At 67.5% G+C, this 13,910-nt stretch carries 11 protein-coding genes and 1 riboswitch; of the genes, 4 read left to right on the forward strand and 7 right to left on the reverse strand.

What is annotated here, in order from left to right; all coding sequences use genetic code 11:
- Nucleotides 1-1,887: ABC transporter ATP-binding protein (locus ACTIAO_RS04105; protein WP_441904991.1), on the forward strand; the 1,887-nt coding region annotated here is incomplete at its 5' end.
- 120 nt (nt 1,888-2,007) lie between these two features.
- Here ACTIAO_RS04105 and ACTIAO_RS04110 read toward each other — a convergent pair.
- The 7 genes from ACTIAO_RS04110 to ACTIAO_RS04140 form a co-directional block, all read right to left on the reverse strand.
- The gene (locus tag ACTIAO_RS04110) at nt 2,008-2,781 is read right to left on the reverse strand and encodes an SDR family NAD(P)-dependent oxidoreductase (protein WP_441904992.1); all 774 of its coding nucleotides are present in this window, start codon (nt 2,779-2,781) and stop codon (nt 2,008-2,010) included.
- 23 nt (nt 2,782-2,804) lie between these two features.
- On the reverse strand, nt 2,805-3,746 hold the full coding sequence (locus ACTIAO_RS04115) for a glycosyltransferase family 2 protein (RefSeq protein WP_441904993.1): 942 nt from the start codon (nt 3,744-3,746) through the stop codon (nt 2,805-2,807).
- A gap of 257 nt (nt 3,747-4,003) precedes the next feature.
- Nucleotides 4,004-5,140, reverse strand: coding sequence for a cysteine desulfurase family protein (locus tag ACTIAO_RS04120; RefSeq protein ID WP_441904994.1), 1,137 nt, complete (start codon nt 5,138-5,140; stop codon nt 4,004-4,006).
- 2 nt (nt 5,141-5,142) lie between these two features.
- On the reverse strand, nt 5,143-5,994 hold the full coding sequence (gene nadC, locus ACTIAO_RS04125; RefSeq protein ID WP_441904995.1) for a carboxylating nicotinate-nucleotide diphosphorylase: 852 nt from the start codon (nt 5,992-5,994) through the stop codon (nt 5,143-5,145).
- Entirely contained in the window at nt 5,994-7,559 is a 1,566-nt protein-coding gene (gene nadB / locus ACTIAO_RS04130) for an L-aspartate oxidase (protein WP_441904996.1), read from the reverse strand. Before nadB ends, nadC begins: the two co-directional genes overlap by 1 nt.
- Nucleotides 7,556-8,848 carry a quinolinate synthase NadA gene (gene nadA / locus ACTIAO_RS04135; RefSeq protein WP_441904997.1) on the reverse strand — a complete coding sequence of 431 codons (1,293 nt, stop codon included), beginning with the start codon at nt 8,846-8,848 and terminating at the stop codon, nt 7,556-7,558. The genes nadB and nadA overlap by 4 nt, the downstream gene beginning before the upstream one ends.
- A gap of 75 nt (nt 8,849-8,923) precedes the next feature.
- A complete protein-coding gene (locus tag ACTIAO_RS04140; RefSeq protein WP_441904998.1) occupies nt 8,924-9,589 on the reverse strand; it encodes an NUDIX hydrolase in 666 nt (221 codons plus the stop codon).
- A 63-nt stretch (nt 9,590-9,652) separates the two neighbouring features.
- Nucleotides 9,653-9,748, forward strand: a riboswitch (glycine riboswitch).
- 242 nt (nt 9,749-9,990) lie between these two features.
- Between ACTIAO_RS04140 and gcvT the strand changes: the two genes are divergently transcribed.
- The 3 genes from gcvT to ACTIAO_RS04155 form a co-directional block, all read left to right on the forward strand.
- Nucleotides 9,991-11,178 carry a glycine cleavage system aminomethyltransferase GcvT gene (gene gcvT / locus ACTIAO_RS04145; protein ID WP_441904999.1) on the forward strand — a complete coding sequence of 396 codons (1,188 nt, stop codon included), beginning with the start codon at nt 9,991-9,993 and terminating at the stop codon, nt 11,176-11,178.
- Nucleotides 11,175-11,552, forward strand: coding sequence for a glycine cleavage system protein GcvH (gene gcvH / locus ACTIAO_RS04150; protein ID WP_441905000.1), 378 nt, complete (start codon nt 11,175-11,177; stop codon nt 11,550-11,552). Before gcvT ends, gcvH begins: the two co-directional genes overlap by 4 nt.
- Nucleotides 11,553-11,613: 61 nt before the next feature.
- Nucleotides 11,614-13,910: glycine dehydrogenase (aminomethyl-transferring) (locus ACTIAO_RS04155; protein ID WP_441905055.1), on the forward strand; the 2,297-nt coding region annotated here is incomplete at its 3' end.

The raw sequence follows: 13,910 nt of genomic DNA on the forward strand, positions 1-13,910 counted from the left end.
GTCCTCGGTGCGGCGATCGCCGTCATCCCGCCGCTGATCGTGCAGCGCATCTTCGACGACGCACTGTTCCCGATCGATGGCGGCGGTCCGCAGATCGGACTGCTCATCCGGCTCGTGCTCACGATGGTCGGGCTGTTCCTGTTCTCGGCCCTGCTCGGCGTCGCGCAGACCTGGCTGACCTCCACCGTCGGAAACAGCGTCACCGGCGACCTGCGCGTGCGTCTGTTCGAGCACCTACAGGCGATGGAACTCGGGTTCTTCACCCGCACCAAGACCGGCGTCATCCAGTCCCGCCTGCAGAACGATGTCGGCGGGGTCTCCGGGGTGCTCACGAACACCGTCACCAGCATCCTCGGCAATATCGTCACCGTGATCGCCTCGCTCGTCGCGATGATCCTCATCGACTGGCGCCTGACGCTCATCGCTGTCGTGCTCATGCCCTTCCTCGTGCTTGTTCAGCGCAAGGTCGGGCAGGTGCGCGCGCGGATCGCGGGGGAGACGCAGGAGTCACTGTCCGAACTCACCTCGATCACGCAGGAGACGCTGAGCGTGTCGGGGATGCTGCTGTCGAAGTCGTTCAACCGGCAGCGGACGGAGTCCGACCGGTACCAGGCCGAGAACCGTAACCAGGTGACGTTGCAGGTGCGCCGTGCCATGAGCGGCCAGGGCTTCTTCGCGGTCGTGCAGGTGCTGATGGCATCCGTCCCCGCGGTGATCTATCTCGTCGCCGGGTACCTGATCGCCGGGGGAGAGGGCGCAATCACGGCCGGAACGGTCGTCGCGTTCACCACCGTGCAGGCACGTCTCCTGCAGCCGCTGATGGGACTCATGCGCGTCTCGCTCGACTTGCAGACATCGTCCGCGCTGTTCGCGCGCATCTTCGAGTACCTCGATCTCGTGCCGGAGATCGAGGATGCACCCGATGCCATCCCCGTCGCGCAGGCGCCCGGGCCACGCGGACGCATCGAGTTCCGCGACGTCGTCTTCTGCTACCCGGATGCTGCGCCCGACACGCGCCCGACGCTGCAGGGCGTCTCCTTCACCGCCGACCCCGGTCAGCATGTCGCCTTCGTCGGGCCGTCCGGTGCGGGCAAGACCACGGTGCTGTATCTCGCACCGCGCCTGTACGAAGCGCATGGCGGAGCGGTGATGTTCGCCGGCGCCGATGTGCGCACGCTCACCCAGGAATCCATCATCGACGACGTCGGGATCGTGTCGCAGGAGACCTATCTGTTCCACGCGACGATCGGCGAGAACCTGATGTACGCCAAGCCGGATGCTTCGGAAGAAGAGATGATCGCGGCGTGCGAGGCGGCCAACATCCACCACATCATCGCCGGATTCGAGCACGGCTACGACACGATCGTCGGTGAGCGCGGCTACCGGCTCTCGGGTGGAGAGAAGCAGCGCATCGCGATCGCGCGGGTGCTGCTGAAGGATCCGCCGATCCTGCTGCTCGATGAAGCCACCAGCGCCCTGGACACCGTGTCCGAGCGCGTCGTGCAGGAGGCCCTCGATGAGGCCGCACGCGGTCGCACCGTGCTGTCGATCGCGCACCGGCTCTCGACCGTGATGGGTGCCGACGTCATCCACGTCGTCGAGGCAGGACAGATCATCGAGTCCGGGACGCACAGCGAGCTGCTCGCCGCCGACGGACTCTATGCGGAGCTCGCCGCGCAGCAGGTGGCAGCATCTCAGATTCTGAACACCGAGGCCGCGATCGAGAAGACCGTCAGCGGCGGACTGATGGCGGCATTTACCGACCGCCGCGCCGATCGCGCGCCGACCGGGTCGGTGGCCGAGGATGCCGTCGCCACACTCACTGCGTCGGTGCCGCTGCTCGATGGGACTGCGGGGGATCAGAGGGTGTATCCGGCCGAGGGGTGAGCACAGTCAGCGGGCGCGGCGGGCCGAATCCCAGACGCCGTGCGTCGCCGCCGGCGTGTCAGCCCGGCGACACGCCGGTACGAGGCGGCACCGTCTGGGATTCGGCGCACGAGGGGTCGGTCAATGGGCCGACATGCCGCCGTCGACGAAGAGCGATTGGCCGGTGACATACGCCGAACCTGCTCCGGCGAGGAAGACCGCGGCGCTGGCGAAGTCGCTCGGCAGACCGTTGCGCCCGATCATGGTGCGTGCGGCGAGGGCCTGAATCTTCTCCGGGTCCTCCTGTAGACGCGCATTGAGCGGAGTGAGGACGAAGCCGGGCACGAGGGTGTTGCTCGTGACTCCGGCGCCGCCCCAGGCTTCGGCCTCGGAGCGCATGAGGGATTCGACGGCGCCCTTCGAGACGCCATAGATACCGCTGCCGACGAATGCGCGATGCGCCTGCTGCGAGCTGATGTGGATGAGGCGGCCGTAACCGCGCTCGGCCATGCCGACGCCGTAGCGCTGACCGAGCAGGAACGGCGCGAGCGCGTTGACCGTCATCGTGGTATCCCAGTCGTCCTCGGTGATGTCCGCGTAGGAAGGGCGGATGTTGATGCCGGCGGAGTTCACCAGGATGTCCGGCTTGCCGAAGGGCTCCGTCGCGGCGTCAGCAAGAGCATGGATGCCGACGCGCGTGCTGAGGTCGCCGATGACGCCTGCGGCGCGGCATCCGGCGTCGGTCAGTTCAGCGACCGTCTCGTCGACGCGATCCTTTCCTCGGGAGACGATGACCGTGGATGCTCCGGCGCGAGCGAGCGCGGTGGCGATGCCGCGCCCGATGCCTGAGCTACCGCCGGTGACGATCGCGGTGCGGCCAGCGAGCGAGAAGAGTGATTCGAGGTAGGCGTTCACAGGGGCTCCAGGATGGGCGCGCGTCACCAGGACAGTGCTGCGGCCAGGTCGGGGTTCGGATGGGCGTCTGCGAACTCGGGGAGTGCGTGAAGTTCGGCGAGGAACGCAGTGACCTCCGCAGCGTAGGCGGGGTCGGGATGGATGGCGGCGATCTCTTGGAGCGGCACCATGTCCATGGCGAGAATGAGGTCGATCCGTGCGGTGACGGCAGCGTGCGCTCTGGCAACTCGCAGTACCTCGATGCCGCCGCGGAGGGCAGCGAGATAGTCGCGCAGGACGGACAGCTGCGCTTTGCTCTGCGTGATGGAGGAGCCGTCGGCGCGCAGGCGCCAGCGGACGATGACATCGGGGATGACATCGAATGCGGATGCTCGGGTGTGCAGCTGCTGCGCGATGATCTGGTCTTCGTAGGCGACGCCTTCCGGGAAGCGGAGGTCGCCCCAGAAGTCTGTGCGGCTGAGCTTGGACCAGGCGACGATGTTCGCGGATGCCGCGGGATGGTCGACGATGTTCGTGCGCAGGCGTTGCGGGTCAGTGGCGGCCGAGGTCCACGGCTGGATGCGTCCGGCCGTATAGCCATCGCCGTGCGGGCGAAGGCGCACGTAGGCACCTGCGACGAAGTCGCTGCCGGTGTCTGTGATCGTTCCCGTCAGGCGCTCGAGCGCTGTCGGGGTCAGCTCGTCGTCGCCGTCGAGGAAACCGAGGACCTCCGTGTCGATGCGGGCGAGGCCGGTGTTGCGGGCTGCGCCCAGGCCGCGGGCCACGTCGTGGGTGATGACCTCGAAACGAGTGTCGGCGGATGCGGCGGTGCGGAACACGTCGCCGGTGCCGTCCACGGAGCCATCATCGATGAGGAGCGCCCGCCAGCGAGGCTCGGTCTGCGCCCGGAGCGACGCGATCGCCGCGGGCGCGAAGGACTCGATGTCGCGGCCGGGGACGATGAGCGTGACGATCGGGTCTGGCACATATGGAGTCTATGGTTCCGGCGCCGGCTTCGAGTCGCTGGCGCTCGCTCAACCCGTTTCGGCTCGCTTCGCTCGCTCAACGCCCCGCAGAGCGGCGACCCGCAGAGCGGCGCCCGGCGGAGGGTGCGTTCGCTAACGCCTGGGGAGGGGCGCCCGCTCAATGGCCGGTGCAGGGGGGCGTGCGGGGCGTTGAGCGGAGGAGCGAAGCACCGAAGACGAAACGGGTTGAGCGAGCGGAGCGAGTCGAAACCTGGTCCTCACTCGCCAACAGCATCGACGGCATCCGCCACTAGCTGGGCAAGGCGCTCGGGCATATCCGGGCCCAGCGGCTCGCGCCCGAAGGTGAAGCGCACCGACGTCTGCGCGATCTCGGGCGCGACGCCGCAGGCGATCAGCACATGTGAGGGCTCATCGCTGCCAGCCGCGCACGCCGACCCGCTCGATGAGATCACCCCGCGTCGTTCGAGTTCCAGCAGCACGGCCTCTCCGCTGACTCCGGCGAACGTGAAGCTCGCCGTGCCGGGGAGCCGCGAAGCAGGGTCGCCAGTCAGAGCGGCCTGCGGCGCAGCATCCAAGACGCCCGCGATGAACCGTGCGGTGAGCGCACCCACCTGCGTCGAGCGAGCCGCGCGTTCTGACTCGGCGAGCTCCAACGCCGTGGCCAGCCCGACCGCTCCGGCAACGTTCTCGGTGCCGGACCGCCGCCCGCGCTCCTGGCCGCCGCCGTGCAGCAGAGGCTCCAGCGGCACGCGCCCGCGCACCGCGAGCGCGCCGACGCCTTTGGGGGCGCCAAGCTTGTGTCCGGCAATCGAGATCGCATCCGCTCCGAGATCGTGAAGCGGCAGCCAGCCCGCCGACTGCACCGCATCCAGGTGCAGCGGCACACCAGCATCCCGTGCCACGGCAGTGAGCCCGGCAGCATCCTGAATCGTGCCGATCTCATTGTTCGCGTGACCGAGCGAGACGAGCGCGGTATCCTCGCGCAACGCCGCGGCAAGATCAGAGAGAGCAACACGACCGGCCGCATCGACCTCCACCCGCGTCACCGTCACGTCGTGGAACCGCTCGAGATATCCCGCCGATTCGAGGATCGATTCGTGTTCGATCGGCGACGTGACCAGGTGCCTGCGTCCGCGCGCCAGTGCGGCCAGCACGATCCCCTTCACCGCGAGGTTGTTCGCCTCGGTGCCGCCAGCGGTGAAGATCACGTCTCCCGTGCGCATCCCCAGCACGCGTGCGGCGCGCGAGCGGGCATCTTCCAGCGCGCTCGCCGCAGCCTCACCTGCCGTGTGATGACTCGATGGGTTGCCGAACACACCGGTGAGATAGGGATGCATCGCCGCGAGCACCTCCGGGCGCACCGGAGATGTCGCCGCATGATCGAGATACAGCATCGTCAGCTGATCCGGACGTCCAGCCCGAGATCCAGCGCCCGCGCCGAGTGCGTCAGCGCACCGACCGAGATGACATCGACCCCGGTCTCGGCAATCGCTTTCACGGTGTCGAGATTCACGCCACCGGATGCTTCGGCCGTTGCCCGATCGCCGATCAGGGCGACGGCCGATCGCAGATCATCGAGAGAGAAGTTGTCCAGCAGCACGGTGTGCGCACCACCGTCGAGCACAGTCTCGATCTGGTCGAGCCTGTCGACCTCGATCACCACGTGCGTCGTGTGCGGCAGCGTCGACAGCGCCGCGCGCAGCGCTGGTGCGAGCTCTGTTCCTGCCGACTGCAGCACAGCGAGGTGGTTGTCTTTGGCCATCACGGCATCCGATAGTGAGAAGCGGTGATTGCTTCCCCCGCCGGAAACGACGGCATGCCGCTCGAAAGCGCGGAGCCCCGGCGTGGTCTTGCGCGTGTCGGCGATGCGCGCACCCGTCCCGGCGATGGCGCGCACGTACTGCGCGGTCAACGTCGCGATTCCGCTCATGCGCTGGGTGAAGTTGAGCGCAACGCGCTCGGCGGTCAGGATGCTGCGCGCCGAACCAGATACGGATGCCAGCACGTCTCCCGGTGCGAACTCGTCGCCGTCGCCGACGTGCAGATCCACCGTGAGGGAGGCATCGGTGAGCGCGAACGCCATCGCGAACACGTCACCTCCGCTGAAGACACCCGGCTCGCGGGCTACGAGATCCGCGGTCGCGGTGGCATCCGCTGGCAGCAGCGTGGTGCTCGTGAGGTCCCCCCACGGAGCATCCTCCTCGAGGGCACCGCCGACGACGCGGGTGAGAGTGGCGGTGGTGAGCATCAGGCTCCGATCAATGCGGGTTCGAGTTCGAGATGGTGCGCCCCGACAGAATCGGTGCGGGCAAGGGCTGCGGATGCCGTGGCCTCGGCGACCAGCAGCAGATTGGCGTCTTCATGCTCGGCGCGCGTGGACGGAGGCGGGGTGGTCGTGCGCCAGCTGCGGATCGTGTGGAGGGCGCCCGCGAGCCCGTCGCGGGTGCGGAGGAGGCCGACCTGGCCCCACATGAGTTGCTGGAGTTGGGGTCGTTTCGACTCGCCTGCGGCTCGCTCAACGCGTTTCGTCTCGCTCCGCTCGCTCAACGGCCCGCGTGCGGCTCGCTCAACGCGTTTCGTCAACGGCCGAAGGTTCAGGTCGCAAACTCCGTCGCTTAGAGGCACGGATACCGACAAGATTTGCGACCTGAACGCGCTGTTCCCGACCGCATCGGCCGCGCGAGCGCCGAAGACCGCTGCCTCCAGGAGGCTGTTCGAGGCCAGGCGGTTCGCGCCGTGCACGCCGGTGCGCGCGACCTCACCCGCCGCGAGGAGCCCGGGAACAGATGTCCGTCCGTCGAGGTCCGTGACGATGCCGCCCATCAGATAGTGCGCGGCGGGAGTGACGGGAATCGGCTCCCGAGCCCAGTCGAATCCGCGCTCGCGCGTCACCCGGTCGATCGTGGGGAAGCGCTCGGCGAGGCGCGCAGCGCCGATCATCGTCGCATCCAGCCGCACCGACGCTCCCTGGAGCGAGGCCTGTCGCGCCACCGCACGCGCGACGACATCGCGCGGGGCGAGCTCGCCATCCGGGTGCGCATCGAAGACGAAGCGGCGTCCCTCATCATCGACGAGCGCGGCACCTTCGCCGCGCACCGCTTCGGAGATGAGGAACGGAGCGCCAGCATCGAGCACCGTCGGGTGGAACTGCACGAACTCGAGATCCGTGACCTCAGCCCCGGCGCGCAGAGCCACAGCGATGCCGTCACCGGTCGCGGCGAGCGGGTTCGTCGTATGGGCGAACAGCTGGCCGGCACCGCCCGTGGCGAGGATCACCGCATCCGCGTGGATGTCGACGTGCGCGTCATCGCGCAGCATCCGGATGCCGTAAACCGTACCGTCCGCGGCGAGCAGATCGACGAGCAGAGCATGCTCGACCACCTCGATGTTCGCCGCGCGCACCCGGGCGACGAGCGCGTTCGAGATCGCAGCCCCGGTCGCGTCTCCACCGGCGTGCACGATGCGTGCGTGCGTGTGAGCGGCCTCGCGGCCGAGCAGCAGAGTGCCGTCGCTGTCGCGATCGAAGGCGACACCGCGGGCGATGAGCTCAGCGATGCGTGCTGATCCTTCGTGGACGAGTACGTCCACAGCCGCGGCATCCGACAGTCCGGCACCGGCGGTGTGCGTGTCGGCCGCATGTAGTTCGGGGGAGTCGCCCGGCCCGTAGACTCCGGCGACGCCGCCCTGCGCTAGCGCGGTGCATCCGCCGCCGAGGGCATCCTTGGTGACGAGAGTCGTCCGGTGCCCAGCATCCACCGCGTGCAGCGCGGTCGTGAGGCCGGCGATACCGGAGCCGACCACGACGATGTTCATACGCGGGGCTTCGCCGCCAGCATCCGCTCGAGAGCGACGCGGGCGGGATCGGCGACATCGAATGCCACCGAGATCTGGTTTACGACGCGTCCGGCGACGAGTTCCTCGAGCACCCACGCGAGGTATCCGGGATGGATGCGGTACATCGTCGAGCACGGGCAGACGACCGGGTCGAGGCAGAAGATCTCGTGCTGGGGGAACTGGGCGGCGAGGCGGCGCACGAGGTTGATCTCGGTGCCGATCGCGAATGTCGTCGGCTTATCGGCTCCCGCGATCGCGCGGCGGATGTAGTCGGTCGAGCCCGCTTCATCGGCGGCATCCACGACCTCCATCGGGCACTCCGGGTGCACGATGACGCGCACATCTGGATGCTCGGCGCGGGCCTGATCGATCTGCGCGACGGTGAAGCGGCGGTGGACCGAGCAGAACCCATGCCACAGGATGACTTTCGAGTCCTCGATCTGCGTGTCGGAGGACCCGCCCATCGGCTGGCGCGGGTTCCACATCGGCATCTGCTTCAGCGGCACGCCCATTGCCTTGGCGGTGTTGCGTCCGAGGTGCTGGTCAGGGAAGAAGAGCACGCGCTGTCCGCGCTCGAATGCCCACTCCAGCACGGTCGTCGCATTGGATGATGTGCAGACGATGCCGCCGTGGCGGCCGACGAAGCCCTTGATCGCGGCGGAGGAATTCATGTATGTCACCGGGATCACCGGGACTCGCCCGCTCTCGTCGAGAGCATCGAGCGGACCGAGCACGTCGGCGAGCTGCTCCCAGCAGTCCTCGACCTGATCGATGTCCGCCATGTCCGCCATCGAGCAGCCGGCGGCGAGGTTCGGCAGGATCACCGCCTGATCGGGCGTGGAGAGCAGATCAGCGGTCTCGGCCATGAAATGCACACCGCAGAACACGATCGCCTCGGCATTCGGATGCTCGAGTGCGGCGTTCGCGAGCTGGAACGAGTCGCCGACGTAGTCGGCATGCTGCACGACCTCTTCGCGCTGGTAGAAGTGCCCGAGCACCACGGCCCGATCGCCGAGTGTCGCCTTCGCGGCGCGGATGCGGTCATCGAGCTCGGCGTCGCCAGCCTCTCGGTACTCGGCGGGCAGCTCGCCCTGACGCGGTGCGCCGGTGGGGATGACGTCACCCATCGAGGAGCCGGGACCGTAGCCGGGGACGCTGTCGAACGTCCAGGGGGATGCCGCGAGATCGGTGCTGCAGGAATCGTCAGGTGCCGCTTGGATCAGACGGTCGACGGAGGGATCCGTTGTGCGAACGGTCAGTGTGGACATCGGGCGCAGCCTTAGGGTCACTTCGACACTTAGTGTGCGCCTTCAGGTTATGTCGATCTGACCTTTACTGCAATTTCAGCGGTCGGATGCGACGCGGAACAGGCGTGCGGGGCGATGCTTGCCGGTGCGGAAGGACTCGGTGGGGACGAGCTCGTCGGACCCCTCCAGCAGCCGGCGGAAGTTCGAGGGGTCCAGGCGGCGTCCGAGCACGGTTTCGTACACCTCGCGCAGCTCGGTCAGGGTGAACTCGTCGGGGAGCAAGCCCGCGCCGATCCAGCTGTAGCCGACCTTGTTGCGCAGGCGCCACAGAGCGTATTCAGCGATGCGGTTGTGGTCGAAGGCGAGCGGGGGCATCGCGTCGACGTCGAACCACTCGACGTTCTCGGGAGCTCCGGTAGCAGCTCGTTGCGCGTCGACCAGATCGGACCGCAGCAGCGCCCAGTAGACGATCGAGATCGCGCGAGAGGGGGAGCGGCCCACGTCTCCGAACGTGTAAAGCTGCTCGAGGTAGCTCGGCTTGAGCGCGGTCGTCTCGGCAAGGGTTCGGGATGCCGCAGCATCCAGGTCCTCGGCGGGATCGAGCCAGCCTCCCGGCAGCGCCCACGAGTCCCGGAACGGATCGCGGGTGCGTCGCACCAGCGGCAGCATGAGACGGTCGCCGTCCGCACCGCTGCGGACCGAGAAGATGACGGTCGACACCGCGACGCCGATCGCGTCGGAACCATCACCTGGAGAAGTCACGCTGTCGAGCCTAGATGAGGCGGGGCGGCGGGTTATGATGGCCACACAACTGAAGACGGCCCCACGACCCGTGCGGGAGAGCCCCGGTGAACGCAGCCGGGCACCGAAGGAGCAAGCCTCCCCGCCAATCTCTCAGGTACCGAGTACCGCGCCGGTCAGGCCACTCTGAAAAGCGAAATCGAGCGAAGCGAGAAATCGGGTTGAGCGAGGCGCCCCGGCGCCGAGTCGAAACCTGGCGAGACAAGTTCCACAAGTCTCCACACATTCTTGTCGCAAGATTTCCGCCGACGGTGAAAGCCCTTCCGCTGGAAGGGCGAAACTCTCAGGCCCATGACAGAGGGGGAGTTCTCGGATACCGTGCATTCCGTACGGCATCCTTCCGATTCACACGGGAGAACTCCATGACTGAGGCCCTCTTCACCCCGCTTCGCGAGCGACATGAGTCGCTCGGAGCATCCTTCACCGATTTCGGCGGCTGGCAGATGCCGGTGCGCTACACATCCGATCTCGCGGAGCACCATGCGGTGCGCGAGGCTGCCGGACTCTTCGACATCTCGCACATGGCCGAGTTCACGATCGACGGACCGGATGCTGCAGCGTACCTCGACTACGCGCTCGCAGGGCGTCTGTCGACGATGAAGATCGGCAAGGCGAAATACTCGCTGCTGCTTGCCGAGACCGGCGGCATCATCGACGACGTCATCGTGTACCGGCTCGCTGACGACAGCTTCCTGATCATCTCCAACGCCGGAAATCGGGATGCTGTTGCTGAGGCGCTCGGCGAGAGGCTTCGGCGCGCTTCGCTTGCTCAGCCCGTTTCGGCTCGCTCCGCTCGCTCAACGACCCGCGATGTGGTTGTCGAGGACGTGTCAGACACGTACGCGCTCCTGGCGATTCAGGGCCCTGCCTCCGAGGCGATTATGGCGGGTATCGAGGGCGTTACTGACGTGAGTGTCCCGTGGGATGAGCAGAAGTATTACTCCTGGGCGTCTGCGCGCTACAACGGCGAACCGCTGCTGCTCGCCCGCACCGGCTACACCGGCGAGGACGGCTTCGAGCTGCTCGTCCGCGCCGAGGATGCCGCTGCGCTCTGGGACGCTGTGCTCGCAGCGGGCGAGCCGCATGGCCTCGTTCCTGCTGGGCTCGCCGCCCGTGACACGCTCCGCCTTGAGGCGGGCATGCCCCTCTACGGCCACGAGCTCTCGCTCGACACGAAGCCTGCGCAGGCCGGACTCGGCCGCGTCGTGGCATCCGACAAGGACGATTTCGTCGGGAAGGCTTCGGTGGAACGGGACCCTTCGACAGGCTCAGGGACCGGGACCGGGGTCGAAGTGTCGCGCGTCCTCGTCGGCCTGACCGCTGACGGCAAGCGCGCGGGACGCGCCGGCTACACCGTCGTCACAAATGATGGCACCGCGATCGGTGAGATCACCAGCGGAGCGCTCAGCCCCACACTCGGCCACCCGATCGCGATGGCCTTCATCGACCCCGCATTCGCCGACGCGGGAACAACCGTCAACCTCGATGTCCGCGGAACCAAGATCCCCGCAACCGTGACCGCACTGCCTTTCTACCGGAGGAAGAAATGACCGATCTCAACGCCCTCAAGTACACCGACGAGCACGAGTGGCTCTCGATCACCGATGGTGTCGCGACCATCGGCATCACCGACTACGCCGCTGACAAGCTCGGCGACGTCGTCTTCGTCGAACTGCCCGCTGTCGGAACCGAGATCGCTTCGGGCTCCGTCGTCGGCGAGATCGAGTCGACGAAGTCCGTCGGCGAGCTCTACGCGCCGCTGACCGGAACCGTGACCGAGATCAACGACGCCGTCGTCGATGACCCGTCGCTCGTGAACGCTGAGCCGTTCGCCGCCGGCTGGCTCATCAAGATCTCGATCGCCGAAGGCGCAGCCGACGGACTCCTCGACCGCGACGCCTACGTCGCGCTGACTGAAGGCTGATCCGGCTGTGACAGCATTCGCCGACCGCCATATCGGAACCACCGCTGAAACCCAGCGCACGATGCTCGAAGCGCTCGGCCTCACGGATGCCGACGCGCCGGTCGAGGAACTGATGCGGCAGGCCGTTCCGGCCGCGATCTTCACGGACCCTTCGACAGGCTCAGGGTCCGGAGAGAGCGTCATCCCGCATGCGGCGACCGAGGCAGAAGCACTGGCCGAGCTCCGCGGCTTCGCCTCGCGCAACACGGTGAACACGCCGATGATCGGCCTCGGCTACTACGGCACGATCACCCCGAGCGTCATTCAGCGCAATGTCCTGGAGAACCCGTCCTGGTACACGGCCTACACGCCGTACCAGCCGGAGATCTCGCAGGGGCGTCTGGAGGCACTCATCAACTTCCAGACGATGGTGGCCGACCTCACCGGGCTCACGACCGCGAACGCGTCGATGCTCGATGAGTCCACGGCGGTCGCCGAGGGGATGCTGCTGGCCCGGCGCGCCTCGAAGGCGAAGTCCGCGGTGTTCGTGGTCGACGCCGATGCATTCCCGCAGACCAAGGCGCTGCTGGCGACCCGCGCTTCGGCTCTCGGCATCGAACTCGTCGAACGCGATCTCGCCGGTGGCGAGGCTCTCCCGGAGGAGCTGTTCGGCGTGTTCGTGCAGTACCCCGCAGCATCCGGTCGCGTCTGGGATCCGACCGCCGTCATCGACGCTGCGCATCTCGCCGGTGGTCTCGCGGTCGTCGCTGCTGATCTGCTCGCGCTGACGCTGATCGCCTCGCCCGGCTCGCTCGGTGCGGATGTCGCGGTCGGCACGACGCAGCGCTTCGGTGTGCCGATGGGCTTCGGCGGACCGCACGCCGGTTACATGGCCGTGCGCCAGGGCCTCGAGCGCCAGCTGCCGGGCCGCCTCGTCGGCGTCTCGGTGGATGCCGAGGGCAAGCCCGCGTACCGACTCTCGTTGCAGACGCGCGAGCAGCACATTCGCCGTGAGAAGGCGACGTCGAACATCTGCACCGCACAGGTGCTGCTCGCTGTCATGGCCGCGATGTACGCGGTCTACCACGGGCCGGACGGGCTGCGGCAGATCGCACTGAACGTCGCGGCGAACGCAACCCTCCTCCGCGATCGGCTTGTCGAAGCCGGCGCCGACATCGTGCACGATGCGTTCTTCGACACGCTGCAGGTGCGTGCCTCGGATGCGGCGGCGATTGTCGCGCGCGCGCATGACGACCACGGCATCCTGCTGTACCTCGTGGACGACGCAACCGTCGGCATCTCGGTCGACGAGACGACGACGTATGCCGACCTCGGCCAGGTAGCCACTCTCTTCGGAGCATCCACCTCGGCCTTCGGCCCGCTCGCGGGTTCCCCGCGGGCCGTTGAGCGGCCTTCCCCGCGGGCCGTTGAGCGAGCGTCAGCGAGACGAAACGGGTTGAGCGAGCGCCAGCGAGTCGAAACCGCCCACACGGCCCTCCCGTCATCCCTCCACCGCACCGACGACTACCTCACCCACCCCGTCTTCCACATGCACCACAGCGAGACGGCGATGATGCGGTATCTCAAGCAGCTCGCTGACCGCGACTACGCACTCGATCGGGGCATGATCCCGCTGGGCTCGTGCACGATGAAGCTCAACGCGGCCACCGAGATGGCATCGATCACGTGGCCGGAGTTCGCCGGTATCCACCCCTTCGCACCGGCATCCGATGTCGAGGGATATCTCGACATGATCACGCAGCTCGAGGGCTGGCTCGCCGAGGTCACCGGCTACGACGCAGTCTCGCTGCAGCCGAATGCCGGCTCACAGGGCGAGCTCGCAGGTCTCCTCGCGATCCGGGGCTTCCACCTCGCGAACGGCGACGAGCACCGTACGGTGTGCCTCATCCCGTCCTCCGCGCACGGCACGAATGCGGCATCCGCTGTTCTTGCCGGCATGAAGGTCGTCGTCGTCGCCTGCGATGAGATGGGCAACGTGGATCTCGACGATCTGCGCGCGAAGATCGCGGCGCACGCCGACGAGATCGCCGCCCTCATGATCACGTATCCGTCGACGCACGGCGTGTACGAGCAGGATGTCGTCGACATCACTGCCGCGGTGCACGACGCTGGTGGGCAGGTGTATGTCGACGGGGCCAACCTCAACGCGTTGCTCGGCTACGCGCGATTCGGCGACCTCGGCGGCGACGTCTCGCACCTGAACCTGCACAAGACATTCGCCATCCCGCACGGCGGTGGTGGACCAGGCGTCGGGCCGGTCGCGGCGAAGTCGCATCTTGCGCCCTACCTGCCGTCGCATCCGCTCGAACAGCGCGCGACCCACGCCGGTGGGTATGAGTTCGCCGGTGGTGTCGTCTC

This window comes from Microbacterium sp. (genome assembly GCF_052099035.1).
Classification (GTDB): domain Bacteria; phylum Actinomycetota; class Actinomycetes; order Actinomycetales; family Microbacteriaceae; genus Microbacterium.

Coding starts and splice junctions, on each gene's coding strand:
- ACTIAO_RS04120 (WP_441904994.1), bottom strand. CDS start 5,140: ATGCTGTATCTCGATCATGCGGCGACATCTCCGGTGCGCCCGGAGGTG.
- nadC (WP_441904995.1), bottom strand. CDS start 5,994: ATGCTCACCACCGCCACTCTCACCCGCGTCGTCGGCGGTGCCCTCGAG.
- nadB (WP_441904996.1), bottom strand. CDS start 7,559: ATGAACATCGTCGTGGTCGGCTCCGGTATCGCCGGCCTCACGACCGCG.
- nadA (WP_441904997.1), bottom strand. CDS start 8,848: ATGTCCACACTGACCGTTCGCACAACGGATCCCTCCGTCGACCGTCTG.
- gcvT (WP_441904999.1), top strand. CDS start 9,991: ATGACTGAGGCCCTCTTCACCCCGCTTCGCGAGCGACATGAGTCGCTC.
- gcvH (WP_441905000.1), top strand. CDS start 11,175: ATGACCGATCTCAACGCCCTCAAGTACACCGACGAGCACGAGTGGCTC.